Origin of the sequence: Cellulomonas carbonis, assembly GCF_014636275.1 — a bacterium.
Classification (GTDB): domain Bacteria; phylum Actinomycetota; class Actinomycetes; order Actinomycetales; family Cellulomonadaceae; genus Actinotalea; species Actinotalea carbonis.
Map to the genome: position 1 here is coordinate 133,007 of NZ_BMEB01000005.1, position 26,044 is coordinate 159,050.

General features: G+C 71.5%; 29 protein-coding genes. 15 read left to right on the plus strand and 14 right to left on the minus strand.

Annotated elements, in window-relative coordinates:
* Positions 1-211: 211 nt before the first annotated feature.
* The 10 genes from ccsB to IEV86_RS14760 all read right to left on the minus strand — a co-directional run bounded on the left by ccsB (position 212) and on the right by IEV86_RS14760 (position 9,034).
* Positions 212-1,195 (minus strand): c-type cytochrome biogenesis protein CcsB, encoded by a 984-nt coding sequence (ccsB, locus tag IEV86_RS14715; RefSeq protein WP_043601953.1) that lies wholly within the window; start codon positions 1,193-1,195, stop codon positions 212-214.
* Positions 1,196-1,197: 2 nt separating this feature from the next.
* On the minus strand, positions 1,198-2,703 hold the full coding sequence (gene resB / locus IEV86_RS14720; RefSeq protein ID WP_229734667.1) for a cytochrome c biogenesis protein ResB: 1,506 nt from the start codon (positions 2,701-2,703) through the stop codon (positions 1,198-1,200).
* Between the two features lie 200 nt (positions 2,704-2,903).
* Positions 2,904-3,593 carry a DUF305 domain-containing protein gene (locus IEV86_RS14725; protein ID WP_043601956.1) on the minus strand — a complete coding sequence of 230 codons (690 nt, stop codon included), beginning with the start codon at positions 3,591-3,593 and terminating at the stop codon, positions 2,904-2,906.
* Entirely contained in the window at positions 3,593-4,231 is a 639-nt protein-coding gene (locus tag IEV86_RS14730; protein WP_043601961.1) for a thioredoxin-like domain-containing protein, read from the minus strand. The genes IEV86_RS14725 and IEV86_RS14730 overlap by 1 nt, the downstream gene beginning before the upstream one ends.
* Positions 4,232-4,261: 30 nt before the next feature.
* A complete protein-coding gene (locus tag IEV86_RS14735) occupies positions 4,262-5,002 on the minus strand; it encodes a cytochrome c biogenesis CcdA family protein (RefSeq protein WP_306460041.1) in 741 nt (246 codons plus the stop codon).
* 2 nt (positions 5,003-5,004) lie between these two features.
* Positions 5,005-5,592 carry a TlpA family protein disulfide reductase gene (locus IEV86_RS14740; protein WP_229734668.1) on the minus strand — a complete coding sequence of 196 codons (588 nt, stop codon included), beginning with the start codon at positions 5,590-5,592 and terminating at the stop codon, positions 5,005-5,007.
* A 79-nt stretch (positions 5,593-5,671) separates the two neighbouring features.
* The gene (locus tag IEV86_RS14745) at positions 5,672-6,067 is read right to left on the minus strand and encodes an ArsR/SmtB family transcription factor (RefSeq protein WP_043601967.1); all 396 of its coding nucleotides are present in this window, start codon (positions 6,065-6,067) and stop codon (positions 5,672-5,674) included.
* An 86-nt stretch (positions 6,068-6,153) separates the two neighbouring features.
* Positions 6,154-6,636, minus strand: coding sequence for a signal peptidase II (locus tag IEV86_RS14750; protein ID WP_229734669.1), 483 nt, complete (start codon positions 6,634-6,636; stop codon positions 6,154-6,156).
* Positions 6,637-6,680: 44 nt separating this feature from the next.
* Complete coding sequence (locus IEV86_RS14755; protein ID WP_043601969.1) at positions 6,681-8,648, minus strand: heavy metal translocating P-type ATPase; 1,968 nt, start codon at positions 8,646-8,648, stop codon at positions 6,681-6,683.
* A complete protein-coding gene (locus IEV86_RS14760) occupies positions 8,645-9,034 on the minus strand; it encodes an ArsR/SmtB family transcription factor (RefSeq protein ID WP_188484734.1) in 390 nt (129 codons plus the stop codon). The genes IEV86_RS14755 and IEV86_RS14760 overlap by 4 nt, the downstream gene beginning before the upstream one ends.
* Before the next feature lie 127 nt (positions 9,035-9,161).
* Here IEV86_RS14760 and IEV86_RS14765 point away from each other — a divergent pair, with 127 nt between their 5' ends.
* Positions 9,162-9,755 carry a cadmium resistance transporter gene (locus tag IEV86_RS14765; RefSeq protein WP_043601971.1) on the plus strand — a complete coding sequence of 198 codons (594 nt, stop codon included), beginning with the start codon at positions 9,162-9,164 and terminating at the stop codon, positions 9,753-9,755.
* Positions 9,756-9,868: 113 nt separating this feature from the next.
* On the opposite strand, the gene IEV86_RS14770 is transcribed toward IEV86_RS14765, so the two are convergent.
* On the minus strand, positions 9,869-10,258 hold the full coding sequence (locus tag IEV86_RS14770; RefSeq protein WP_043601974.1) for a heavy metal-responsive transcriptional regulator: 390 nt from the start codon (positions 10,256-10,258) through the stop codon (positions 9,869-9,871).
* Positions 10,259-10,357: 99 nt separating this feature from the next.
* On the opposite strand from IEV86_RS14770, the gene merA reads away from it, so the two are divergent.
* The 5 genes from merA (at position 10,358) to IEV86_RS14795 (ending at position 14,631) form a co-directional block, all read left to right on the plus strand.
* Positions 10,358-11,746 carry a mercury(II) reductase gene (gene merA / locus IEV86_RS14775; protein WP_043601976.1) on the plus strand — a complete coding sequence of 463 codons (1,389 nt, stop codon included), beginning with the start codon at positions 10,358-10,360 and terminating at the stop codon, positions 11,744-11,746.
* Between the two features lie 492 nt (positions 11,747-12,238).
* Entirely contained in the window at positions 12,239-12,808 is a 570-nt protein-coding gene (locus IEV86_RS14780) for a CueP family metal-binding protein (RefSeq protein ID WP_225753206.1), read from the plus strand.
* A gap of 449 nt (positions 12,809-13,257) precedes the next feature.
* Complete coding sequence (locus tag IEV86_RS14785) at positions 13,258-13,821, plus strand: ZIP family transporter (RefSeq protein ID WP_188484735.1); 564 nt, start codon at positions 13,258-13,260, stop codon at positions 13,819-13,821.
* Positions 13,797-14,153, plus strand: coding sequence for a DsbA family protein (locus IEV86_RS14790; protein WP_161784005.1), 357 nt, complete (start codon positions 13,797-13,799; stop codon positions 14,151-14,153). Before IEV86_RS14785 ends, IEV86_RS14790 begins: the two co-directional genes overlap by 25 nt.
* Positions 14,146-14,631 (plus strand): vitamin K epoxide reductase family protein, encoded by a 486-nt coding sequence (locus IEV86_RS14795; protein ID WP_152605505.1) that lies wholly within the window; start codon positions 14,146-14,148, stop codon positions 14,629-14,631. The genes IEV86_RS14790 and IEV86_RS14795 overlap by 8 nt, the downstream gene beginning before the upstream one ends.
* Before the next feature lie 212 nt (positions 14,632-14,843).
* Here IEV86_RS14795 and IEV86_RS14800 read toward each other — a convergent pair whose 3' ends face one another.
* Positions 14,844-16,121, minus strand: a complete 1,278-nt coding sequence (locus IEV86_RS14800; RefSeq protein WP_081978400.1) for an Nramp family divalent metal transporter — start codon at positions 16,119-16,121, stop codon at positions 14,844-14,846.
* A gap of 399 nt (positions 16,122-16,520) precedes the next feature.
* On the opposite strand from IEV86_RS14800, the gene IEV86_RS14805 reads away from it, so the two are divergent.
* From IEV86_RS14805 to IEV86_RS14820, 4 genes are read left to right on the plus strand one after another with little or no spacing between them, the layout of a single operon-like run.
* The gene (locus IEV86_RS14805; RefSeq protein WP_043602112.1) at positions 16,521-17,498 is read left to right on the plus strand and encodes a metalloregulator ArsR/SmtB family transcription factor; all 978 of its coding nucleotides are present in this window, start codon (positions 16,521-16,523) and stop codon (positions 17,496-17,498) included.
* Between the two features lie 29 nt (positions 17,499-17,527).
* A complete protein-coding gene (locus IEV86_RS14810) occupies positions 17,528-17,956 on the plus strand; it encodes an arsenate reductase ArsC (RefSeq protein ID WP_043601978.1) in 429 nt (142 codons plus the stop codon).
* Position 17,957: 1 nt separating this feature from the next.
* Positions 17,958-19,370 (plus strand): FAD-dependent oxidoreductase, encoded by a 1,413-nt coding sequence (locus IEV86_RS14815; protein ID WP_043601980.1) that lies wholly within the window; start codon positions 17,958-17,960, stop codon positions 19,368-19,370.
* Complete coding sequence (locus tag IEV86_RS14820) at positions 19,367-19,777, plus strand: arsenate-mycothiol transferase ArsC (RefSeq protein WP_043601982.1); 411 nt, start codon at positions 19,367-19,369, stop codon at positions 19,775-19,777. The genes IEV86_RS14815 and IEV86_RS14820 overlap by 4 nt, the downstream gene beginning before the upstream one ends.
* A gap of 29 nt (positions 19,778-19,806) precedes the next feature.
* On the opposite strand, the gene IEV86_RS14825 is transcribed toward IEV86_RS14820, so the two are convergent.
* Positions 19,807-20,160: an ArsR/SmtB family transcription factor gene (locus IEV86_RS14825; RefSeq protein WP_081978401.1), complete on the minus strand. Its 354-nt coding sequence runs from the start codon at positions 20,158-20,160 to the stop codon at positions 19,807-19,809.
* Between the two features lie 80 nt (positions 20,161-20,240).
* Here IEV86_RS14825 and arsD point away from each other — a divergent pair, with 80 nt between their 5' ends.
* The 4 genes from arsD (at position 20,241) to IEV86_RS14845 (ending at position 24,286) form a co-directional block, all read left to right on the plus strand.
* Positions 20,241-20,627 carry an arsenite efflux transporter metallochaperone ArsD gene (gene arsD / locus IEV86_RS14830; protein WP_043601984.1) on the plus strand — a complete coding sequence of 129 codons (387 nt, stop codon included), beginning with the start codon at positions 20,241-20,243 and terminating at the stop codon, positions 20,625-20,627.
* Between the two features lies 1 nt (position 20,628).
* Positions 20,629-22,419, plus strand: coding sequence for an arsenical pump-driving ATPase (arsA, locus tag IEV86_RS14835; protein WP_229734671.1), 1,791 nt, complete (start codon positions 20,629-20,631; stop codon positions 22,417-22,419).
* Positions 22,420-22,489: 70 nt separating this feature from the next.
* Positions 22,490-22,714: a DUF2180 family protein gene (locus IEV86_RS18255; protein ID WP_081978402.1), complete on the plus strand. Its 225-nt coding sequence runs from the start codon at positions 22,490-22,492 to the stop codon at positions 22,712-22,714.
* A gap of 102 nt (positions 22,715-22,816) precedes the next feature.
* Positions 22,817-24,286 (plus strand): arsenic transporter, encoded by a 1,470-nt coding sequence (locus tag IEV86_RS14845; protein WP_043601986.1) that lies wholly within the window; start codon positions 22,817-22,819, stop codon positions 24,284-24,286.
* A 43-nt stretch (positions 24,287-24,329) separates the two neighbouring features.
* On the opposite strand, the gene IEV86_RS14850 is transcribed toward IEV86_RS14845, so the two are convergent.
* Positions 24,330-24,722, minus strand: coding sequence for an excisionase family DNA-binding protein (locus tag IEV86_RS14850; protein WP_229734672.1), 393 nt, complete (start codon positions 24,720-24,722; stop codon positions 24,330-24,332).
* Positions 24,723-24,801: 79 nt separating this feature from the next.
* On the opposite strand from IEV86_RS14850, the gene IEV86_RS14855 reads away from it, so the two are divergent.
* Entirely contained in the window at positions 24,802-25,671 is an 870-nt protein-coding gene (locus IEV86_RS14855) for a hypothetical protein (RefSeq protein WP_152605507.1), read from the plus strand.
* The last annotated feature ends 373 nt before the right edge of the window (positions 25,672-26,044 follow it).

The window sequence follows — 26,044 nt, forward strand, 5'->3', positions numbered from 1 at the left end:
CAGGTGGCAAGGCGCCACCGGCGCGGCGTTGCGCCTCGACGCGCTCGACCCCCCGGACGGGAGCGGCGTGAACACGAGGGTCCCCACCGGCCGCAGCAGCTGGACCAGACCCCCTGGCCGAGGAGGAGGCTCCGTAGGATCGTGTGCTCACCGGCGCGTCCCGGTTGGGTCGTCCCCCACCCTCCGGCTGCGCACCGGCATCGGCCGCTCCTCAGACGCCGGCATAGGAGTGCAGGCCGGTGATGAACAGGTTCACGCCGACGAAGTTGAACAGGAATGCGGCGTATCCGGCCAGGGCGAGCCACCCGGCCTTCCTTCCGCGCCACCCGGCGGTGGACTGGGCGTGCAGGTAGGCGGCGTAGAGCACCCAGGTGATGAAGGCCCAGGTCTCCTTGGGGTCCCAGCCCCAGTACCGACCCCAGGAGTCCTCGGCCCAGATCGCGCCGGCCAGCACGGCGAACGTCCACACCGGGAAGGCGAACACGTGGGCGGTATGAGCCACGCGTTCCAGGGCGGCGGCTGCGGGCAGCCGCCCGGCGTAGCCCCGGGTCGCCTCTCCGTCGGCGTCGCGCGCGGCAGCGTGGCGGCGCAGCAGGTACAGGCCGGTTGCGGCGGCCCCGACGGTGAAGACGCCACCGGCGATGATGGCCGCCGCGACGTGGACGACCAACCAATAGGAGTTCAGCGCCGGGACCAGGTCCCCCGCGGGGGTGTACAGCACCGTCACGGCAAGCCCCAGGCACAAGGTGACCAGCGCGAGGATCCACACACCCAGGTCCCGCACCGGCTGGCGTCGCAGGAACACCAGATAGGCGGCCGTGGCGGCCAGTGTGGCGGCGGCCGTGAACTCGTACATGTTGCCCCACGGCGCGCGGCCCGCCGCCAGGCCCCGGGCCACGACCCCGGCCAGGTGCAGCACGAACGCGAGCGTGGTCAGTGCCGCAGCGATCCGCTCCGTGCGACGCGCGGCTGCATCGCGGATCCCAGGCGGGGCCGCGGAGGCCGGCGACTGGGGGGCGAGCACGGCGCCATGTCTGCCGGCGGCGACCGGCTCAAGGCGAGGCGCGTCGTCCGCTGCCGGGCGAGATCGGCGCGCGGCCTGGTAGGCGTAGGCGAGCATCGCCAACGCGTAGACCGCGATGGCGCTGTAAATGAGCCGGTCGCTCAGCTCGGCCAGGAGGGTGGGGGTGGGCATCTTCAATCCTCTCGGTCGTGCGGGGCAGCGCCGTTGCCGGCCGGTTCGGCGCCTGGCAGGGCGGCGAGCAGCGACGAGAGCTCGCCGGGGACCGGCTCACGTCGGGTCAGGGCGTAGCTGGCTGCCTCGACGGTCACGGGGCCGCCTGCGGACGCTGCGGTGACACGGACCCAGACCCGGCGTCGGCGGACCGCCAGTGAGGCCGTCAGGCCCAGCAGGAGGGCGACCGCGGCGACCAAGGAGAGCTCCTTGCCGGGGTCGTAAGCGATCTGAAAGTTCGCGAACCGCGAGACCGACTCGAACGTGAGGGTCCCCTGCCCGTCGGGCAACGTCATCGACTCACCGGGTCGCAGAGCGCGCGCAAACGGCTCGCCCCCGTCCATGACCTGGCTCAGATCGGTCTTGTCCAGGCGGAAGACCGACTGCGGTGCGCCGTCGCCCAGACCGAGGTCACCGGTGTAGGCAGTCAGCAGCAGCTGGGGATCGACCAGGTCCGGGTACAGCGATCGAGGCCCGGCCTCGGGGTTGACGGAGGCAGTGGGAAGGAAGAACCCTTCGAACCCCAGCTGGGTCGGTTGCCCGTCTGGGACCTTGATCACGCCCTCGGAGGACAGGTTACCGTCGAAGGGCACGAACACCACCGGCCCGGAGAACACCGTCTGACCGCGGCCATCGGTGACGCTGACCACCGGGGCGTAACCGTGGCCAGTGAGGAACATCTTGGTCCCCTCCACCTGCAGCGGGTGGTTCACCTCGACGGTGACCTTCTGCGCGTCGCCGCCGGGCGTGCGCAGCACAGTCAGGTCGGCCTGGAACTCCCGGGCGCTGCCGCGTTGGGGGCCGGCCGTCTCGAACCTGGCGGTGAAGTCGTCCAGTGTGACCGAGAACGGACTCAGCGTCTCGGCGTCAGTCAAAGGCCCAGGGGTGAACTCGTCGTACTGCAGCCGCGTGTTCGTGAAGGAAGCACCTTCCACGACGATCACCCGGCCCTCGAAACCGAAGAGCGACCCGATCGCGACACCGAAGAGCAGCACCAGCAGCGACAGGTGGAACACCAGGTTGCCGGCCTCGCGCACGTACCCCTTCTCTGCCCGCACGGAATCGTCGTCGACAACGACGCGGAACCTCCGTGCCCTCAGGTGAGACGCGGCCGCCTGCAGGACCTGCGCCCGTTCGGCGGCCACGGTCGTACGACGGTGGCCGTCCAAGCGCGCGAGATTGGTCGGCGCCCGTGGGGGTTCGGCGCGTGTCGACCGCCACAGGCGCGCGGCGCGCGGCAGGACGCATCCAGTCATGGACACCATGAGCAGTAGGTAGATCGCGGCGAACCAGGGCGAGGAGTACACCTCGAAGAACCCCAGCCGGTCCAACCACGGGCCTACCACCGGGTTGTCGGCCACGAAGCGGGTCACGGCGCCGGGATCGAACGCGACCCCCCGCTGGGGAAGCAGCGACCCGGGCACGGCGGCCAGGGCCAGAGCCAGCAAGAGCAGCACCGCGGTCCGCATGGACGTCAGCGTCCGCCACGCCCACCGGCCCCATGCCCGCAGCCCCTGCCCCGTCGGGCGCGGTGGCATCGCCATCACTCCAGGCCGAGCCGCCTCCTCAAGACGGTCACTGACCGCAGCATCCTCGAGCGCGTCCCCGGTTGGCCGGGATCCTGCGGCCTCGGCGACGGCGCTGCCGGGCCAGGCGTCGATTGGCTCGGTCACTGGCCCGTCGACACGGCTTGCCGCGCGTCGAGCATGTCGTTGAGCACCGCGAGCTCGGCGGTCTGGGAGCTGACGATCGCCTGCGCCAGACGACGGGCGTCGTCGTCCTCGACCAGGTCGAGCGCCGCCTGAGCCATGGCCACGCCGCCTTCATGGTGCGCCACCATGAGCCGCAGGTACAGCACCTCGGCGTCGACCCCTCCTGCGTCGGCGAGCCTGCCCAGGTCCGCGTCGCTCGCCATCCCGGGCATAACCGTGTCGGACCCCGGCGCCGCGGTCGCGTCAGCACCGTGCTCAATGGGCCCCATGCCGGAGTCGGTTTCGCTCATCCATTGCATCGGCGCGGCCAGGCTGGCCTGCGGCATGTCCCACTGCTCCAGCCAGCCGTACATCTGCCCAGCCTGCTGCTGCTGGGTGAGCATGATGTCCAGCGCCAGGGACCGGACCTCGGGGTCCTCCGTGGCGTCACGCACCATGGTGGACATCTGCACCGCCTGGGCGTGGTGTGCCTGCATGTCGCGGGCGAACCCGGCCTCGGCTGACCCCTCGGCCGGCTGCGGGACAGGTTCCCCTCCACTGGTGAGGGCCGAGCCGGCGACCAGGCCGGCGACTCCGACTACGGCGGCTACGAGGATCACCACCGCAGCGGTCGGGATCCTGCGCGGCGCGGTAGCGTTCTCGCTCATCAGGCGTCCACCCCACCGGTGCACGGCGCACCTGGCTCCGGTGTCTGCTCACCCTGCTGGTACTTGACCAGGAACTGCTCAAGGCGCGGGTCATCCGCCGTCTCCAGCGCCAGCTGGGTCCCCCAGGCGCTGGCCACCACCGGCTCCTCGGGCAGCCCATCGAACGGACTGAGCAACACGTACGCGTTGCCGTCGGCCAGGTCGGCCAGCCGCTGCACCTGCTCGGCCGGCAGGTCCGAGCTGTAGGTGATCCACACGGCACCGTGCTCCAAAGAGTGCACCCCGAGCTCGCTGGGGATCGGCTCGGTGTACGTCCCGCAGTTCGCCCAAGTGCCCGCGTGGTCGCCACCGACCGGAGGCGTCTGCTCGTACTGCACCGGCTGCTGGACGTGGCCGGCTGACAGGTCGCTGAAGGTCGCGACGCCTTCGATCTCCCCCGAGGCCGCGTCGGCGACTTCGGCGGCGCGCCGCTGCTCGCCGACGAGCACGATGGTCGTCGCTCCGATGAGGACCCCGGCCACGAGCACGCTCGTGCCGGTGATGACCGCCGTGCGGCGGCGTTCGGCGCGCCGCTGCTGCTCGCGGATCTCGGTCAGCCGGGCAGCGCGTTCAGCCGCTTCCTGCTTACGGTTCACCATCAGTGGGCGCCTTTCGTTTGTCGACATCGTTCACAGAACTGTGGTGTAGCCCGAGATCGTGGACTGCAGGCCGCGCATGAGGTGGTCCCACACCCCGGTGGCCAGCAGCAGACCCGTGGTGATGAGAATGACCGCACCAGCGCGTTTGATCCCCACGGTGTGCCGGCGGGCCCAGTCGGTCGCGGTCAGTGCCCGGCGCATGCCCAGACCGACCGCGATGAACGGAAGACCGAGCCCGGCGGCGTAGACGCCGGCCAGCACCGCCCCGCGCCCGGCGCTGGCCTCGGTGAACGCCAAGGTCTGCACCGTGGCGAGGGTCGGGCCCAGACACGGCGTCCAGCCCAGCCCGAAGGTGACACCCATCAGCGGGGCGCCGACCAGGCCCGACCTAGGACGCAGCCGCGGCAGCAGCTGGCGCTGGGATCGGGGCAGCCAGCCTGCGAAGACCAGCCCCATGACCACGACCACGACGCCCAGGACACGGGTGAGCACCGCTTGCGAGGACTGCAGCGTCGCACCAAGACCGCCGAAGAGGGCCCCGTAGGCGACGAAGACCGAGGCGAACCCCAGGATGAACAAGGCAGTACCCGCCACCACCGGACGTCGCCGCGTCGCGACGCCCTCATCGAGCAAGGGGCCGCCAGCGACGTAGGACACGTACCCGGGCACCACGGGCAGCACGCACGGGGACACGAAGGAGACCAGCCCCGCCAGGGCCGCGACGGCCACGGCCGCCAGCATCGGGCCGGTCGCGACCAGGTCTTGGAGCACGCTCACGACGACGTGGCGGGCTCGGCCAGGACCGTGTCCAGCAGCGCGGTCAGGGTCGACTCCTGCACCGCGCCGAGGACGCGCGCCGCCGGCCTCCCGTCCCGGTCCAGGAGCAGGGTCACCGGGACCCCGGCTCCGGGGAGGTGATCGGCCAGGCTCAGCAGGGCCTTGCCATTCCTGTCGTCGATGCTCGGGTAGATGATCCCGTAGCTCTCCTCGAACGCGATCGCCGCGGCCGGATTGTCGCGCACGTTGACCCCGACGAACCGCACCCCCTGGTCCGCGTACGCAGCCGACGTGGCGGCAAGGATCGGCGCCTCCTCCCGGCACGGCGCACACCACGAACCCCACACGTTGATCACCACGACGTCGCCGCGCCATGCGGCGATGTCGATCGCCTCACCAGTCAGCCCGGTTCCCGACAGCGTCACCGGTTCGCCTCGGTCCTCGGGCGCGTACTCCGTCACCGTCCTGTTGCCCGCAGCCACCGAGGGCCCTTCTGCCGCCGCGCCTTGGCCCGCCGACAGGAAGCCGGTGAGCTGGACCGCCACCACGCCTGCAGTGACGAGGACCAGGACCAGGAGGATCACCCGCGGGCCGGTCAGTGGCCGGCGCGGCCGTGCCCGTGCGGGCGATCCCTTGACCGGAGGTCCGCCGGCCGCGGTCGGCTCATCCACGAGCGGTGATCAGCTCGGACGGCTCCGCCCACAGACTCTCACCCGGTGCGGCGACGCCCAGGGCGTCCAGTAGCGCCGCGCCCTGGGAGGTCAGCCGGCACATGACCAGCTTGCCGTGCCGGCGGGAGGTCACCAGGCCGGCGCGGCGCAAGACACGCAGGTGGTGCGAGACCAGGTTCGGCGCGGCCCCGACGACCCACGCCAAATCGCAGACACACAACTCGGCCCCGAGGGCCAGGGCAGTTGCCGTGCGAAGGCGCACCGGGTCCGCCAGTGCCTTGGCGGCGATCGCCATCGCCTGGGAGCGGTGCGCCTTTGGCAGTGCTGCACGGACTGCCTCGGCGCGCGACACGTCCAGGCACAGCAGGTCGCACCCCTCGGCCGTCATACGGTCATCGTAACGAACGTTGATGTGAGCACCGGCCGCCGATCGTACTCGTGGCGGTGCTCAACGCGAGGCCTGCGCGGGTTCCCTCACCGGGCACCGATCGTGCCGTTCTCGCTCGGTGTTGCGGGTGCGGGTTGGCGCAGGGTGGACAGCACCAGCAGGGCGGCGCCGGTGACGATGGCGGTGTCGGCGAGGTTGAAGGTCGGGAACCACCCGCTGCGCAGGTAGTCGGTGACGACGCCGTCTGCGGCGCGGTCGGCGAGGTTGGCGGTGGCGCCGCCGAGGACCAGGGCCAAGGCAGCCAGCCGCCCGTTGGTGCTGGCAGCGGCGGTGCGCCAGGCGACCACGCCGACCGCAGCGGTGACGATCGCGGTCACGGTCAGCACCAGCCATGCCGGTGCACCGGCACCGACGGAGAAGGCGACCCCGGGGTTGTACGCCAGGCGTAGGTCGACCACGCCCAGGCTGATCACCCGATCCTGCAGCCCGTTCACCGCCCACGCCTTCACACCGAGGTCGGTGGCCGCGACGAGGACGACACCCACGCCTGCCGCCAGGCGTCGCCTCACCGGTGAGACCGCCAGCCGGACCGGCCTGTCAGTGGTCGGGGCGGTCAACGCTCGGCCATCGCTGCACGCTCGGCCGTCGCGGTCGTGTCTGGGATCGTGTCGTGGGGAAGGGGCCGCGTCCGGCCGGCGCGGACGCCGTTGGCGATGACGAAGACCTCGGCGACCTCGTGAACGAGGACCACGGCGGCCAAGCCCAGGACACCGGTCAGGGCCAGGGGCATGAGCACGATGATGATCGCCAGGGACAGGCCGACGTTCTGCAGCATGATGCGCCTGGCCCTGCGGGCGTGGGCGAACGCCTGGGGCAGGTGACGCAGGTCCTCGCCCATGAGCGCGACGTCGGCGGTCTCGATCGCGACGTCGGTGCCCATCGCGCCCATCGCGATGCCGAGGTCGGCGGTCGCCAGGGCGGGGGCGTCGTTGACGCCGTCGCCGACCATCGCGGTGCGGCGCTGGGTGCGCAGCTGGGCGACCAGTGCGGCCTTGTCCTCCGGGCGCAGGTCCGCGTAGACGTCGTCGATGCCGACCTCGCGGGCCAGCGCGGTCGCAGTCAGTGTGTTGTCGCCGGTGAGCATGGCGACGTGGTATCCGTCGCGGCGCAGCTGGGCCACGACCTGCGCGGCCTCGGGCCGCAGCTCGTCACGCACGGCGATCGCACCGAGCAGTGAGCCGTCCTCCTCGATCAGGACGGCGGTCGCGCCGGCCTGCTGCATCCGCTCCACCTCACCGGCCAGTGACCCGGTGTGGACCCAGCCGGGTCGCCCGAGCCGGACCGGTCGACCCTCGAACGTCCCGGTGAGGCCCGCACCGGGGACGGCCTCGACGTCGTTGGCGGGGCTGACCGCGGGTACGGCGGTCAGGATTGCCCGTGCCAGCGGGTGCTCGCTGCGTGCCTCGAGGGCGGCCGCGACCTGCAGGACGCGCTCCTCGGTCCGGCCCGGCGCGGCGACGACGGCCACGACCGCGGGGGCGTTGCGGGTCAACGTCCCGGTCTTGTCCAGGGCGACCCCGCGGATCGCGCCGAGGGCCTCCACGGCCGCGCCGCCCTTGATGAGCACACCCTGCTTGGAGGCGGCGCCGACCGCGGCGACCACGGACACCGGGACGGAGATCGCCAGGGCGCACGGCGACGCTGCGACGAGCACGACCAGGGCCCGCTCGATCCACGTGCCCGGGTCGCCCAGGAGGCTGCCGACGACGGCGATGAGCGCGGCGGCGATCATCACACCGGGCACCAGCGGCTTGGCGATGCGGTCGGCCAGGCGCTGCGCTTCGCCCTTGCGGGACTGCTCTGCCTCGACGATCCGCACGATCCGCGCCAGGGAGTTGTCCTGCGCGGTGGTGGTCACCTCTACCTCGAGGACCCCGGATCCGTTGATCGACCCCGCGTAGACGTCCTGCCCGGGTCCGGCCTCCACGGGCACCGACTCACCGGTGATGGCCGAGACGTCCAGGGCGGTGCGACCGGTGCGGATGATCCCGTCCGTGGCGACCCGCTCCCCGGGCTTGACCACCATCAAGTCCCCGACGCGCAGCTCAGCCGGAGCCACCGTGGTCTCTGCACCGTCGCGCAGAACCGTCGCGGTAGCGGGCACGAGGCTCAGCAGTGCACGCAGGCCGCGGCGGGTGCGTGCCAGGGAGTACTCCTCCAGGCCCTCGCTGATGGAGAACAAGAACGCCAGCGCGGCCGCCTCAGCGACCTCACCCAGCAGCACCGCGCCGATCGCGGCGATCGTCATCAGCGTCCCGACGCCGATCTTGCCCTTGACCAGTCGCCGGATCGTGCTGGGGACGAACGTCCACGCACCGACCAGCAGCGCCACCCAGTTCAGCACCGTCCCAACTGCGGACTGATCCCTGGACCCTGCGACCAGGCCCGCCAGGAGCAGCACGCCGGCGACGGCGGCGAAGCGGAGCTCGCTGACCTCCCACAGCCGCTCGACCTCGTGCTCCTCGGCTTCCTTGCCGCCGGGGGTGGTCGCGTCGTCGCTGCAGCCGCAGGCGTCGCTCATCGTGCGCTCTCCTTGGTGATCGGGTCAGAGGTGGTGGGACGTGCGTAGGTGGGGCACAAGGCCACCGCGTTGCCGGTCGCGGCCAGCAGGCCCTCGGCCACAGCCAGCAGGTCCAGCAGCTCCGGGCGGGTCAGGTGGTAGACCGACGCGCGTCCCTGCGCGCGGTAGTCGACCAACCCGCACTCCCGCAGACAGGCCAGGTGTGAGGACACGGTGGACTGGCTCAGGCCCAGCTCGGTGCACAGGTCCACGACCCGCGCCTCGCCTGTCGCCAGGCGGCGCACCAGCGCCAGGCGCGTCGGATCGCCCAGCCCTCGGAACAACGCCCCCGCAGGCGCCAGCTCGACCCGGCCACTCACATCAGGACTTGCGATAATCATCGGCATGGATCGATGCTAGCGCCCCTCGGGTGTGGATTCGACCCCGGTCGTCCTCTCTATCGGCCGCCCCCGCCACAGCCGCGAGGTAGCGCGCCGGCGCCTCGCACCGCAACCAACCGAAAGGGCCCCCTCGATGGACCTGGCCGTAGCCGCCCTGCAAGCCGTCGGCCTGTTCCTGGTGACCAACATCGACGACATCATCGTGCTCTCACTGTTCTTCGCCCGCGGCGCCGGCGCCCCAGGCGCCACCGCCAAGATCATCGCCGGGCAGTACCTCGGCTTTGGCGCCATCCTCATCGCCTCCGTCCTGGTCGCACTCGGCGCCAACGCCTTCCTGCCCGAAGACGCCATCGCCTACTTCGGACTCATCCCCCTGCTCCTCGGCCTCTACGCCGCCTTGCGGGGCTGGCGTGGCCGCGACGACGACGATGACGACCCGGGCAAGGCCGCCGCCGTCTGGACCGTCGCAGCGGTCACCTTCGCCAACGGCGGCGACAACATCGGCGTCTACGTGCCGGTCTTCCTCACCGTCGGCCCCGCCGCGACCGCCGCGTACGCCGTCGTGTTCCTCGCCCTGGTCGCCGTGCTTGTCCTGGCCGCCAGGTACGTCGCCACCCGACGACCCATCGCCGAAGTCCTCGAACGCTGGGAACACGTCCTGTTCCCCCTCGTCCTGATCGGCCTGGGCATCGTCATCCTCATCGAGGGCGGCGCCTTCGGGCTGTAGAGCCGTTGTCCGTTGCCGGTAGCGGCGAGAAGGTCGTCGTCGGCGGGCGATTGCCGGTCACGGTTCTCCGCCGCCCCCTGACCTGCCGCCGATGCGCGAATGACGGTCGCGGCTCAGAGGTACCGACACACCGCGGTCGGGTCGCAGGCCCCTGGGTCAGGTTCGGCGGCGGCGTCCCGCAGCTCGGTGACGGTCTCGCGCAACGCCTGAAGGTGCGCGATCTGGCGGTCGAGCTGGTGGACGCGGCTGTCGAGCAGCTCGCGGACGTGGTGGCAGGGCGCCCCGCCGGCGTCTCGTACGTGCAGGACCTCTCGGATCTGCGCCAGGGTCAGGCCGGCGGCCTGACCACGGCGGATGAAGTTCAGTCGCTGGAGGGTCGCGGGCTCGTAGTCGCGGTAGCCGGTGATGGTGCGCTCGGGCGCCGGGAGGAGCCCCGCCTGTTCGTAGTAGCGCAGCGTCTTGGTCGTGGTGCCGCTCGCCTGGGCCAGCTCTCCGATACGCACATCGCCTCCAGCTGCCGAGCCTACCGGCCTTGACCTTCCAGTGCGGTGGAAGGTCAAGGCTGATGCCTGGAGCAAGGACCGGCGACGAAGGGATCTGGCATGAGCGCGGGCCATGACGTGGACCTGGCGGTGGTCGGCTCCGGTGGTGCGGCGATGGCGGCTGCGATCACCGCGCGGCAGGCTGGGCACAGTGTCGTGCTGATCGAACGCGGCGTTCTCGGTGGGACCTGCGTGAACATCGGCTGCGTGCCGTCCAAGACGCTCCTGGCGGCCGCCGGCGCCCGTCACTCCGCTCTGACCAATCCCTTCGACGGCGCTCCCACCTCCGCAGGTGGAGTGGACCTACGGGCGTTGGTTCAGCAGAAGGACGAGCTGATCGAGCAGCTGCGCGGTGCGAAGTACGCCGACGTCGCTGCCGCCTATGGGTTCGAGGTCGTGCCTGGGCACGCCGGGTTCCTTGATCGCGACACGCTCGCGGTCGAGGGCACGCCTCTGCGCGCCCAGGCGTACGTGGTGGCCACCGGGGCCGAGCCGGCGGTGCCCGAGCTGGCGGGTCTGGACGGCGTGGACTGGTTGACGTCGACGACGGCCATGGAGCTCGATCAGGTGCCGAGGTCTCTGGTGCTGATCGGTGGCGGCTACGTCGGACTCGAACAGGCACAGCTCTTCGCCCACCTCGGTGCGAGGGTGTCCCTGGTCGGGCGCGTGGCTCCACGGGCCGAGCCGGAGCTGGCCGAACGCCTGCGCGCGGTCTTCGCCGACGACGGCATCGGCGTCCTCGAAGAGCACGCCGTCGCCGTCTCGGTCGACGGAGGCGAGGTCGTCGTAAGGACTGCGTCCGGTGTTGTGGTCCGCGGAGAGCGGCTGCTGATCGCCACCGGTCGCGCGGCCCGCACCGACGGGCTGGGACTCGCCGCAGCAGGCGTCGACGTCGACGAGCGGGGTTTCGTCGTCACGGATGAGTTCCAGCGCACGACCAACCCGCGCGTCTACGCCGCAGGCGACGTGTCCGGTGCCCCGCAGTACGTCTACGTCGCCGCCGCCGCAGGCCGCGCTGCCGCCGCCAACGCACTGGCCGGCCCGGACGGTCCTGGGGCGCGGGTCGACTACACCGGCCTGCCCACCGTGGTCTTCACCAACCCCCAGCTCGCCTCGGCCGGGCTGAGCGAGAAGGAGGCCCTCGAGCGCGGCCACGACTGCACGTCCCGAGTGCTGAACCTCTCAGAGGTCCCGCGCGCCTTGGTCAACCGCGACACCCGAGGGACCGTGAAGATCGTCGCCGACGCCGCAACAGGCAAGGTCCTGGGGGTGCACGCCCTCGCCGACAGCGCCGGCGAGATCATGCTCGCCGCGACCTACGCCATCAGAGCCGGCATGACGGTCGACGACATCGCAGACACCTGGGCGCCCTACCTGACCATGGCCGAGAGCCTGCGGATCGCCGCAGGCCTGTTCCGCAACCAGATGCCGACGTCGTGCTGCGCCTGATCGCAGTGCCCGGCTGCGCCATCGGCGCCGAATCGGCCATCATGGATCATGACCGCGCCGCGCAGTGTCGCCCGCGACTCGGACCTGTGGTTGTTGCGGCCGACCTCGGCCCCATGCCGCGGAGCTGGGCAGCACCCCCAGCGTCTACATCTGCGTCGGACGCGCGCTCTGGGCAGCCCGCCGCTTGCTGATGAGCCGGTTCAGGGCCTCAGCCGCTGACGCAGAGCTGGCGCACTCGGGCAGCGCGGCGGCTGACGGCGCACTCGGCGGCCACGGCCACTGTTCCGGGCCATCGGGCTACTGGCTCCCGAAGGTGGAGAGGCCGCATCATGTGCCTCGGGTGACCGGAAGATGACCGCAGAACCTGTGGTGAGCCGCCCGACTACAACACCGCCGCCGTCCCCCTCGTCGCCGGTGTTCTCGCTCAGTTGGGCTTCGTCCTGCCAATGGAGATCGGCGAGATGCTCGTGTCCCTGTCCACGATGCACGACTGTGAGCGAGGATGTGCACATGCGTTCTCGGTTCCACGTCGCGACCGTTGTCCTCGCCAGCGCCGCTCTGCTTGCCGGCTGCTCCGCCACCACGTCAGAGGATGACGTGCTCGCCGATCTCGGTCTCGACGGCCTGACCGGTCAGGAGATCGTCGCGCAGCTCGACGCCTCCACCGAGAACCGGCCACTGGACTTCACGGCTTCCGTGCGCGAGGGCGAGGTGCTCCTCGGCGACGGCTCCACAGAGATCGGCCTCCCCTTCGCCAAGGGTCAGTTCTACGTGTCGATCGCGCCCTACATCCAGACCACGCACGAGTGCTTCTTCCACAGCCTCGCCACCTGCCAGGGCGAACTTGTCGACGAGCCGGTGGAGGTGACAATCACCGACTCCGACGGTGCGGTCCTCGTCGACGAGAGCGCCACGACGCACTCCAACGGCTTCGTCGGTTACTGGCTTCCCGAAGGCGTCGAGGGCACGATCGAGATCACCCAGGGCGACCTGAGCGGCAGCGTTCCGTTCAGCACGACCGAGGGCAGCCCGACCTGTGTGACCACCCTCCAGCTCACCTGATCCACCGCCCCTCCGGGCCGGCCTCGGCCGCTCCGGTCGCCGTCGACGCACTGCCCGTGCAGTGGGCGCAGAGGCTGGGGCCCAGCGGGCTTGGCACTCACAGGTCATGACAGCACACGAGCACCTGCACCTGCCCACGCCTAAACCCTCGCGCGAGAACTGGATGACCGACAGGACCGAGCGAGGGTCGCCCGAGGCCAAGACGACCCCGCCGGCGCGATCGCCACGTCCGTGCCGGCGCCGATCGCCACACCGATGTCGGCTGCGAGAGGCGTAAACGAACGTTTCCGCTACACCCGCCACAAGTCAGCCGACGCGGGTCTTCCAGCGGAAGGTGGCGGGAGTCTGCCGAAGCCGAGTGGCGGTCCGGCCGCTCTCTGACGTCGCCGAGCCACGCGGTCGCAGCAGCGCCGCTGGCGCGGGCTCGGGTCCCGGCGGAGGGTGGGGTGATGACGTCGTACTGGCTCGTGCTCGGTCTGGCGGCGCTGCCCGCGCTGGGCAACTTCGCCGGTGGGGCACTTGCCGAGTTCTTCCGGGTCTCGGACCGCACGCTGAGCCTGGCGCTGCACCTGGCCGCTGGCATCGTGCTCGCGGTGGTGGGGCTGGAGCTGATGCCTGAGGCGCTGGCGGGTAGCCCCGCGTGGGTCCCCATGCTGGCCTTCGTCGCCGGCGGTGCGGCGTTCATCGGACTCGACCGGGTGGCCGTCTTCGTCCAGGCCAGGCTCGGCCGACCCGACGAGGACGCCACCGGCAGCAGGACACGCGCCGTGGGGATCTTCTCCGGGGTCTCCATGGACTTGTTCAGCGACGGCGTCATGATCGGTACCGGTGCCGTCATCAACCGCCCGGACTCGCCGCGGCTGACGACCGGCGCGGAGGTCGAGCTCGTGGAGTTCCTCGACTTCGAGTGCGAGGCGTGCGGCGCGATCTACGCGGTGGTCGAGGACCTCAAGGAGCGGTACGGCGCGTCGCGGTGGTCGTCCGCTACATGCCGCTGCACGCCAGCTCGGTGAACGCGGCCCTGGCGGCCGAGGCCGCAGGCGAGCAGGGGCGGCACGAGGAGATATCCGACCTGCTCTTCACCAGACAGGCGGAGTGCGGACACCAGCAGACCGCTGAGCGTGACCTGTTCTTCGACTACGCGGAAGAGCTGGGCCTGGACGCAGCTCAGTTCGAGGAGGACTTCGACGACCCGGCGACACTGGCGCGCATCGAGCGCGATCAGGTGGACGGGCAGGCCGCTGGAGTCACCGGGACGCCGACGTTCTTCCTCGACGGCGCGCCGTTGCCCGTGGACAGCATCGATGACCTCGAGCGGGCGCTGACCGCGGCCCTCGATGGCTAGGCAGGCCGCCACCGGCACGGCCGGAACGCCCACGGGCCGCCCGGCCGAGGCCGCGCCCGCGCGCACGGCGACGGGGTGGCGCGCAGCTGTGGCGGCATCGCGCAGGCTCGGCCGGTCTGGTCATCATGGGCGGGATGGGGCTCGCCGCGCGGTCGCCCTCCTGCTGGAGCGGATCGCGATCCTGCTCGACTGGACCACATTCCCCAGCTGCACGCTCAACCCGGTGCTCTCCTGCGGCTCGGTGATGACGTCTCCGCAGGCGTCGGTGTTCGGCTTCCCCAACCCGGTCATCGGCGTCGTCGGCTTCACCGTGGTCCTGACGACGGGCGTGGCGATCCTCGCCGGCGCCCGGCTCGCCCGCTGGTACTGGGCAGGGCTGCAGGTCGGGGCGACGGCCGCGTCCGTCTTCGTGCACTGGCTCGTCTTCCAGAGCCTGTACCGCATCGGCGCCCTGTGCCCGGACTGCCTCGTCGTGTGATCGTGACCATCCCGCTGTTCGTGGTCATGACCGCGCGCAACCTCCGCGCGATCCCGTCGCCACGGCTCCCGGGAGCGCAGAAGGCGGTCGACGTCGTGCAGGAGTACCAGCTGCCGATCGTGGTCGCCTGGTACCTGGTCATCACCGCGTCGGCGGCGCAGCGGTTCTGGGACGTATTGGATCACGCCCCTGCCCTGAGGAGGGGGCGCCTCTCAGGTGGCCAGGTCCCACAGGAGGAAGACGTTGAGGGCGACGATGAGCGCCGCCACGACCCCGGCAGCCGCGGTCGTGACCGGGCGGTTGACCAGCGAGCCCATCAGGGAGCGCCGCGCCGTGAAGATCAGCAGCGGCACAAGGGCGAAGGGGATACCGAAGCTCAGCACCACCTGGGACCAGACCAGGGCCGCTGTCGGGTCGATACCCAGGGAGAGGACCACCAGGGCCGGCGCAAGGGTCAGCGCCCGGCGCAGCCACAACGGGATCTGGCGCTGCAGGAACCCCGCCATGACCACCTGGCCTGCGTAGGTCCCCACAGACGACGCCGCGAAACCCGAGGCCAGCAGGGCGAGCGCGAAGGCCAACGCCGCGCCCTCGCCCGCAGCTGCAGCGAGGCTGGCGTGGGCACCCTCCAGGGTGGCGGCGCCCGGGTCGCCAGCGAAGAGCTGGGCGGCGACGATCAGCATCGTGGCGTTGATCAGGCCCGCCCCTCCCATCGCCAGCAGGACGTCCAACCGCTGGCTGCGCAGGACACGGCGCAGCGCCGCCGGCGCGACCGTGGCCCCGGCCGGACCGGCGAGCCCGTACCGGCCAGGCATCAGCGCCGAGTGCACGTAGATCACGTGCGGCATGACGGTCGCCCCGAGGATGCCGGTGGCCAGCAGGACGCTGTCGGAGTCGACGAACCCGGGCACGAGCCCGCCGGCCAGGGCCGCCGGCTCCGCGCCCGCGACCACCAACGTGTAGGCGAAGCCGAGCGCGATCACAGCCAGCAGACCGGTGATCACCAGCTCGAAGGGCCGGTGGCCGCGCGACTGCGCCGCAAGGAGGCCGAACGCGACGACGGCGGTGATGAGTCCGCCGACGGGCAGCGGGACACCGAACAGCAGGTACAGGGCAACCGCGCCACCGACCACCTCCGCAAGATCGGTCGCGATCGCCACGGCCTCGGCCTGCACCCACAGCAACCTCGTGACCGGGCGAGGCAGGTGCGCCCGGCACAGCGAGGCGAGGTCCTGGCCGGTGGCCAGGCCGAGCTTGGCCGTGAGCGCCTGGATCAGCATGGCCATGAGATTGGCGGCGACGATCACCCACAGCAGCCGGTACTCGTAGCCGGCGCCACCCGCGAAGTTCGTCGCGAAGTTGCCGGGGTCGACGTAGGCAACCGCGGCCACGAACGCGGGCCCGAGCAGCACCCACGTGCCCCCGGACCGTCGCGACGCGTGAGCCCCCGCGGCACGCGCACGTGCCGACCGGTTATCGAGAACGCGCACAGGTGCTCCTCCGGCGGCGGGGTGATGGGACCGAAACTAGCGTCGCGCAGCGGTGCGTCGCAGCCGCCGCGGGGTCCGTCCGTCGCGGTTCTGGTGGCGACCGGTGAGGAGGTGCGGCCGGCGTGACTTGCTCCCGTGCCTACGGCTCCTGCCGGGCGGACGGTGCCGAAGCCGGTCGACGGAACGGACTCACTCTGCGCGAGCCTCGCGAGCATGGCGTTGTTCAGCGAGCACTGAACCTCGGTGCCGGGTCGCGTCCAGGTAACGGCGCTTTCGTGGTTGCCCCACAGATCGATGCGACTCGCGGTGTGACTGACGTTCACCTTCCCGCCACTCGCCGGAACCTTGTTTCAAGCCTCGTCTACCTAGATGATGGTCAAAACAAGGAGATGGGTGACGATGACAGTCGCACAGAACACCGCTGTGCACGCGATGCCGCGTGACGTCGCGGACTCGGTGGTGCCGGTCGTCCGCGCGCTCGCGGACCCGCTGCGGCTGCAGATCGTCTCCGCGCTCGCCGCCGCGCCGGGTGGTCGGCTCGCCGCAGGCGAGATCGCCTCGTTCACCGAGCTCGCCGGTCCGACGGTCTCGCACCACCTCAAGTCCCTGCGCGAAGCAGGCGTAGTGCGGGCCGAGCGGCGCGGCACATGGATCTTCTACACGCTCGCGCCGGGGATGGGGCGAGTCGCCTCCGCGCTGCTCGACGGCCTCGCACAGGCGGCCACCGGTCCCCGGCAGGACGAGGACCTCGAGGAGGGGCCGCGCCCGGACGCCGAGGCAGTCCTGGAGCGCGCGGTGGCGCGGCTTGGCGACCGCTTCCCGCAGATCTCAGGAGACGTGGTGTGGCTGGTTGTACGCGAGTCCTACGCCGCGCTGGCACGGACCGCCACGGTGACGACGCACCTGTCCGTCCTCGCCGAGCGCTTCGCTCGGCAGCGGCTCGAGGACCAGGTTCGCACCGCCACGGGCGCGGACAGCCGACCCCAGGTGCTGTTCGTCTGCACGGCGAACGCGGGCCGCTCCCAGCTCGCCGCCGCACTGCTGCGCAAGATCGCCGGTGACCGGGTCGTGGTCCGCTCGGCCGGCTCGCTGCCCGCCGCGCACGTCCACGCCACCGTCGCCCCGCTGCTGAGCGAGCTCCTCGCCGACCAGCCGGACGCCGAGGACCCGTTCCCCAAGCCGCTGACCGACGACGCCGTCCGCGCCGCCGACGTGGTCGTCACCATGGGCTGCGGCGACTCGTGCCCGGTACTGCCGGGCAAGCGGTACGAGGACTGGCCGATCGGCGACCCCGCCATGGCCTCTCCCGAAGGCGTGCGAGCGATCTACGACGATCTCGCTGCGCGCGTCGGGGCGCTCGCGGCAACCCTCAGCTGACCCGCCCCCACCCACATCCGAGGAGAGCCATGACCGAGACCACCCGCCCGTCTGCCCTGTTCGTGTGCGTGCACAACGCCGGCCGCTCGCAGATGGCGGCCGGGTTCCTGCAGCACCTGTCCGGCGGCGCCGTCGAGGTCCGCTCCGCCGGGTCGATGCCGGCGGACCAGATCAACCCGGTCGCCGTCGAGGCGATGCTCGAGGTCGGCGTCGACATCCGCGACCAGCAGCCCAAGGTCCTGACCACCGACGCGGTCCGGGCGTCCGACGTCGTCATCACGATGGGCTGCGGCGACGTCTGCCCGATCTTCCCCGGCAAGCGCTACGAGGACTGGCAGCTCGACGACCCGGCGGGCCAGGGCATCGAGTCCGTCCGTCCGATCCGGGACGAGATCCGCACCCGTGTGCTCACCCTCCTCGACGAGCTCGGCGTCGAGCCCGCCGCGGCGACCGCCTGACATGCGCCTGATCGCCGTCGGCGGGAGCGACGCCGGCATCAGCGCCGCTCTGCGCGCCCGCGAGCTCGACCCCACCGCCGAGGTGACGGTCGTGCTCGCCGACGAGTACCCGAACTTCTCCATCTGCGGGATCCCGTACTACGTGTCCGGCGAGGTCGGTCACTGGCGCAACCTCGCCCACCGCACCCTGGACGACCTCTGTGACGCCGGTCTGGACGTCCGGGTCAACACGCGGGCCGTCGGCATCGACGTCTCGGGACGGCGCCTGCTCGTCGACGCACCGGACGGTAGAAGCGAGCTGCCGTACGACGCCCTGGTGGTGGGGACAGGCGCAGTCCCCGTCCGCCCGCCCGTCACCGGGTTGGACGCCCTTGGGCCCACCGACGGGGTGCACCTGCTGCACACGATCGGCGACACGCTCGCCCTGACCGCGGACCTGGACTCCCACCGCCCGTCCCGCGCGCTCATTGTCGGCGCCGGCTACGTCGGCCTGGAGATGGCCGAAGGGCTGACCGCCCGCGGCATCGACGTCGTCCAGGTCGAGGCCCTGCCCGAGGTGCTCCCCACCGTCGACCCGACGCTGGGAGCGGTGGTGCGCGAGGAGCTCACCCGGCACGGCGTCGAGGTGCACACCGCCACGACCGTCACCGAGGTGACCGCCTCCGACGGTCCGACCCGGCTGAGCGTGCACGCCACGGGGGCGAACGGGCAGGCGCGCTGGGACGTGGACCTGGTGCTCGTGGTGGTCGGTGTGCGGCCGGACACCGAGCTGCTCGTCGCTGCCGGGGCGACCACCGGTCCGCGCGGGGCTGTCAGCGTGGAGCGCGACATGTCCACCGGGCTGCCGGGCGTGTGGGCGGCCGGGGACTGCGTGACGACGCACCATCGCCTGCTCGGGCTGACGTATCTGCCGCTGGGCACGACCGCGCACAAGCAGGGCCGAGTCGCGGGCGAGAACGCACTCGGCGGATCGGCCGTCTACCCCGGCAGCCTCGGCACCCAGGTGGTCAAGGTCTTCGACCTGGTCATCGCCCGGACCGGCCTGCGCGACAGCGAGGCGGCCGAGGCCGGGTTCGCCCCTGCCACCGTCCAGTCCACCGGAGACGACCACAAGGCCTACTACCCGGGCGCCAAGCCGGTCACGATCCGCGTCATCGGGGACACCGCGACCGGCCGCCTGCTCGGCGCCCAGCTGGTCGGCACGCTCGGCGCGGAGATCGCCAAGCGGGTGGACGTCTACGCCACCGCCCTCACCCACGAGATGCGCGTCGCCGACGTCGACGGACTGGACCTGTCCTACACCCCACCGCTCGGCTCCCCCTGGGACGTCGTCCAGACGGCGACCATGGCCTGGGTACGGGAGCACGACCTGGACCGCCAGCGCGCGGCCCTGACCTCGAGGAGAACTGAGTGACCACCCCGCCCGAGTCCGTGCTGTTCGTGTGCGTCCACAACTCCGGCAAGTCGCAGATCGCCGCCGCCATCGCGCGCCACGACTTCCCCGACGTGCGCGTCACCTCCGCCGGCACCGCACCCAGCCCGACGGTGCACCCCGGCTCGGCCGACACCCTGGCCGAGGTGGGCATCGACATCACCGGCGAGCAGCCCAAGCCGATCACCGACGAGCTGATTACCGACGCGGACCTGGTCGTGGTCCTCGGCACCGAGGCCCAGGTCGCCACCGCCGACGGCACGCCCGTCGTCCGTTGGGACGTCGACGAGCCCTCCTCACGGGGCATCGAAGGGACCGAGCGCATGCGGCTGGTGCGCGAGGACGTCCGGCGCCGGGTGCATGAGCTGCTCGGCGCAACAGCCCCGTGACGACCGTCGGCGGTGAGCTGACGAGAGGGTCAGCCGACCGGCGTGGCGCACGCAGGCCGCAGACGCGCGGCGTCGGGGCCGTCGTGCGCGAAGCCGGCGAGCGCGCGCAGCGCCTGCGTGAACGCGCCCGGAGCGAGGCGGTACCAGGTGTAGCGCCCCTCGGGCTCGCTCACCACCACGCCCGCCTCGCGGAGCAGCCTCAGGTGGTTGCTGATGGTGGTCTGGCGCGCGCCGGTGATGTCAACCAAGTGGCAGGTGCACAGCTGCTCGCGGGACAGCGACTCCACGATCTTCAGGCGCAGCGGGTCGGCCAGGAGCGCGAACTGGCTCGCCACCTCCGCGCGCACCGGAACGGTGGGCGTCGGGACGCTGACGGGACTCATGTCCCCACGGTACTACCCATCAGTGTGGTGTGATGTCAGCAAGCGCTGATGAATCAGCGGACGACTGCGGAGGAGGACCGATGTCCCGCGTGGAGATCTTCGACCCGGCGATGTGCTGCTCGACCGGCGTGTGCGGGACGGACGTCGACCCGACGCTGTCGCGGTTCGCGGCCGACGTCGCGTGGCTCGCCGACCGGGGCGTGCAGGTGGACCGCGCCACGCTCTCCCAGGAGCCGGCGAAGTTCATCGCGAGCGACGCCGTGCGCCAGGCGCTCGAGGCGGACGGCACGTCCGCGCTGCCCATGGTGCTCGTCGACGGCGCGGTGAAGGCGAAGGGGCACTACCCCAGCCGGACCGAGCTGGCGACGTGGGCCGACGTGCCGCGCCCGGCGCTCCCGCTCAGCGCCGCGGTCCAGGCCGCGACCGCGAGCACGCAGTCCTGCTGCGGCGGATCCGGAAGCTGCTGACGTGTCCGCGCCGGCGCTCAGCGGGACCACCTTCCTGCCCGGGGTGCTCAGCTCCCCCACCCCGTTCCTCTTCTTCACGGGCAAGGGCGGGGTCGGCAAGACGTCCTGCGCAGCGGCGACCGCCGTCGCCCTCGCCGACGCCGGCCGCCGCGTCCTCATCGTCTCGACCGACCCCGCGAGCAACCTCGCCGAGGTGTTCGGCATGCCCGACCCCGGGACCTCGGGCGCCGTCCCGGTGCCCGGCGTGCCCGGCCTCGACGTGGTCAACATCGACCCGTCCGCCGCCGCCGCGGCGTACCGCGAGCGCGTCGTCGGGCCCTACCGCTCCCTCCTGCCCGCGGACGCGGTCGCCTCGATCGAGGAGGAGCTCTCCGGGTCCTGCACCGTGGAGGTCGCGGCGTTCAACGAGTTCGTCACCCTGCTGACCGACCACGAGATCGCCGACACCTACGACCACGTCGTCTTCGACACCGCCCCGACCGGGCACACGCTGCGTCTGCTCGGGCTGCCCGGCGCGTGGACCGGCTTCCTCGAGACGAACACCGCGGGCGTCACCTGCGTCGGCCCGGTCTCGGCCCTGGGTCACGCCCAGGAGGCCTACGCCGACAGCCTCGACGCCCTGCGCGACGGCGACCGAACCACCGTCGTGCTCGTGGCCCGGGCCGAGTCCTCCTCGCTCGCGGAGGCGGGGCGCGCCAGCGCCGAGCTCGCCGACCTCGGGATGACGGCCCAGCACGTCGTCATCAACGGGGTGCTCGTCGACCCGGCAGCCGACGACGCCGTCGCCGTCGCTCGCCGCGATCGCGAGACCGCCGCGCTCGGCTCCGCTCCGGCGCTCCTCTCCCAGGCCACGACGATGGACACCGTGCCGCTCTTCGCCCGCGCGCCGATCGGCGTCGACGCGCTGCGCGCGGCCCTGTCCGGCGAGCCGGCGCCCAGCGCGGACGAAGGCGTCGAGCCGCCCGAGCTGGACACGCTCGGCGACCTCGTCGCGGAGCTCGCGGCCCGCGAGCCGTGCATCGTCATGACGATGGGTAAGGGTGGCGTCGGCAAGACGACCATCGCCGCTGCCCTCGCCCTCGCCCTAGCCGATCGCGGCCTGCCGGTCACCCTGACGACCACGGACCCCGCCGCCCACGTCGACGACGTCCTGCCCGACCCGCCGGCCAACCTCGAGGTCACGCGTATCGACCCGGTCGCGGAGACAGCGGCGTGGACCGAGCACGTGCTGGCCACGGCAGGCGCCGGCATGGGCGCCTCGGCACGCGACCTGCTGACTGAGGACCTGCGCTCCCCGTGCACCGAGGAGGTCGCCGTCTTCCAGGCGTTCGCGCGCACCGTGGCCGACGCGGCGGACCGCTTCGTCGTCATCGACACCGCACCGACGGGCCACACGCTCCTCCTCCTGCAGTCCTCCCAGAGCTTCGCCCGTCAGGCGTCCGCGCGCGTGGGCCGCGCCGACGACGCGGTGACGTCGCTCTTCGCGTCGCTCGCCGACGTCGAACGCACCCGCATCGTCCTGGTCGCGTTGCCCGAGGCGACGCCTGTGCACGAGGCGGCGGCCCTTCAGACCGACCTGGCTCGGGCGGGCCTGCGTCCGTGGGCGTGGGTGGCCAATGCCTCCCTCGCCGCGACCGATACGACCGACCCCGTCCTGAGCGCCCTGGCGGCGAATGAGACGCGCTGGCTGGAGGAGATCACTGCGGCAAGCCGGCGCCGTGCCGCCGTCGTGCCGTGGTTCCACGACGTACCAACAGGAGTCGAGGCACTGCGCCGACTGGCCACCTCCTGACTCACCGACAGATGCGGTGAACCTTCTTGAGGAAAGTCACCACAACCACACACACAGAGAGAGAACGAACATGAACTGCTTCGACTGCTCCCAGGACGGCACCACGACCCCGGCGGTCGGCGTCTGCTCGCACTGCGGCGCGGCCCTGTGCACCGGGCACGTGACCGCGTGCTCAAAGGAGGTCCGGCACGAAAACGGACTCGGCTCTCCGACCGTCGCCGACCCAGCTGGGCGCGCACTGTGCTGCACCACGTGCCGCGACGCGGGAACGGGCCGGACACGGCTTGCTAGTTGACCGACCCGACACGCACCCAGCGCTGACTGCCGGTGGCCCCATGGTCACCGGCAGTCCCACGCCCACGCCGCTGGCCACCGCCCGCCCGCCACAGGAGACCTAATGCTGCTCGCCGTCGTCATCTTCGCGCTCACCCTGACGTTGGTGATCTGGCAACCGCGCGGGCTCGGCATCGGATGGAGCGCCCTGGGCGGCGCGGCCGTGGCCCTGATCACCGGCGTCGTCCAGCTCGGGGACGTCCCTGACGTCTGGGTGATCGTGTGGAACGCGACCCTGACGTTCGTCGCGGTGATCATCATCTCCCTCGTCCTGGACGAGGCAGGCACCTTCGAGTGGGCCGCGCTCCACGTGGCCCGCTGGGGCCGCGGGAACGGCCGGATGCTCTTCAACCTCATCGTCGTCCTGGGCGCCGCGATCGCCGCGGTCTTCGCCAACGACGGCGCAGCGCTGATCCTCACCCCGATCGTCTACCAGATGCTCCTGGCCCTGCGGTTCGACCCCAAGGCCGCGTTCGCCTTCGTCATGGCGACCGGATTCGTCGCGGACACCACGAGCCTGCCGCTCGTGGTGTCCAACCTCGTGAACATCGTCTCGGCGGACTTCTTCGGCATCGGCTTCGGCCGCTACGCCCTCGTGATGATCCCAGTGAGCCTCGCCTCGCTCGCCGCGAGCCTCCTCGTGCTGCGCCTCTTCTTCCGCAAGTCCATCCCCGCCCGGTACGACGTCGCCGACCTCGCGCGTCCCGCCGACGTCGTGCACGACCACGTGACCTTCCGCGCGGGCTGGGTCGTCCTGGGCTTCCTGCTGGTCGGCTACTTCGTCGCCGACCCGCTCGGTGTGCCCATCGCCGCCGTCGCCGGCCTCGGCGCGATCGCCATCGTCCTGACCGCTGCACGGAAGCCGGCGTGGGTGTTCGCGCGGCTGGACGCTCGCCTGCCGGCGGTCGAGACGGTGGGCGCCGCTTCGGCGGTGCCCGATCACACCCGTAGCGGGGTCGTCCACGACGACATCCACGACCATGCGCTGGGTACTGCGGTCCTGGACGAGGGCCCGACCCCGCCGTCATCGACCTCCTGTGGCCGCATCGCCGTGGCGCCCGTACTTCGGTCGGCGCCGTGGCAGGTCGTGCTGTTCAGCCTCGGGATGTACCTGGTCGTCTACGGCCTGCGGAACCAGGGCCTGACCGACTCCCTCGGCGAGGTCTTCGCCTGGTTCGGCGAGCAGGGCCCCGTTGCAGCCGCCGGCGGCACCGGCTTCCTCGTCGCCGGCATGTCCTCGGTGATGAACAACATGCCCACCGTGCTCGTCGCCGCCCTGGGCATCGACGCCGCCGGCGCCACCGGCCTGACCCATGAGCTGATGGTCTACGCCAACGTCATCGGCGCCGACCTCGGGCCGAAGATCACCCCAATCGGGAGCCTCGCCACTCTCCTGTGGCTCCATGTCCTGGACCGCAAGGGCATGCACATCGGGTGGGGCACCTACTTCAAGATCGGCATCGTCCTGACGATCCCGGTGCTCGCCGTGACGCTCCTGGCCCTTGTCGGGTGGCTCACCGTCATCGGAGTCTGAGCAGCCGTGCCGGCTGCTCCCTTGTCGCGGCCGCGCTCAACCGTCACGGACTCGCAGCCGTGAGCCGGGCGACGTAGGCGTCGAGCGCCACTACCGGGATCTTGTGCAGCCGCCCGACGTGGACCGACGTGATCTCGCCGGCGGCGAGCAGGTCGTACATGAGCGTACGGCCGATACCGAGCCGCCGTGCAGCCTCGACGACGGTCAAGAGCAGCCTGTCGTCGTTCTCGACCACGACGTTGAGAACGCGGTCCTCACGGACGCCGCGGTCGGTGGTGATGTGCACCTGAGCTGTCGCGGACATGGCCACCTCCGAGTGGATGTTGGGCACCACTCTCCGGGCGTCCACTAGTCGCACCGATGACGGGGTTGAGGTTTCAGGCGTCGCGATCGATGACGCCCCGTCCACAGCTCGCGCGTCATCGATGACGTCCACAACCCGGCCTCCGCGTCATCGCCACGTGCATAGGCCCTGAGCAGCGTCGTCTCCGACCGGCACACCGGAGGAGGCAACGATGGACGACCGACGCACGCGTACAACCGCGCTCGTTCGAGCAACGGCGCCGGCTGAGATCCGACGGGATCGCGACGGCCTACTCGGCCACCTCGCCGTGATCGACGTCGAAGGGTGGGACGGCCCTTCCGCGACGGCCCTTCTGACCTACCTGCGCACCCACGTCATCCGTCCTCTCGCCGTCGACGTCGGACTCAGGGGAGCCTGCGCCGCTCACGCCGAGGCGACGGCCTGGGAGGCGGTCTGGCTGCAGCTCCTCGAGCCGTCGCTGCGCAGTGCCCACTCACCGTGGGGCGTCCTGTGGCAGACGGCGCGCCGGGCGATGCTCGGTGAGATCCTCGCCGACCGCTGGGGCGTGTCGCCGCGGCGGGCCTGGGAGCTCGACGCCGCCGAACGGGCCGGCGGCGTCCGACGACCGCTGTCCCTCGAGCCGCTCCTCACGAACGGCTGGGAACCACCTGCCGAGGACTCAGCCGGGATGCACGACAGCCCGCTCACCACGGCCGTACGCCTCGCCGCCCAGGCACTCGGCGAGGCCGGATGGCCTGCAGAGGTCGCGGCGCGGATCGTGCAGGAGACAGCCGAGATGGACGGCCCCGTTGGTGCAGGCGCGACAGCCGTCGGCTGGCGCCCGCTGGCCATCCGTCTGGAACTCCCACCGTGGCAGGCCCGCCGGCTGGTCGTGGTCCTCCGCGGTTCGGGCGGCACCGCGGGCCTGCTCGCCCGGCTGCTCGCCGACGGCCCGTCCGTCATCGATGACGCCGAGACCCGGCGTGCTCTCCAGGCGACGCGGAGAAGGCGGCTGCGCTCGCCGATGCCGAAGGACGCGAGCGCAGCTCGCCCGGTCACCGAGGTCCGAGTGGCCTCGTGACCGCGACGCACAGATCGTGGGAGAGCGATGCCTTACACAGGTTCGGCCGGGGAAGACGTCATCTTCTCCCCTGCCGGCGCACACCTGACGTCATGACGACACCGCTCCGCCTCGACCACCGCAGGGGCACAAGGGTTCACAACTCGCGACATCGGGTGTCCAATGGATGTCCGCGTCATGATCGACGCGGGCCAGGGCATTCTCGGCACCGTTTCTGGGGGGACGGTGGTGGCCCGATGACGAGCCGACCACTTGGGCACCGTCTTGTGGCGGTCGCCTGCGCCGCGATCCTCCTGTCGTCGTGCAGCGCCGAAGCGCCTGCACCCACGCCCGTCCCGACGACGTCGGCCCTCTCGTCGCCTCCTGCGACGAG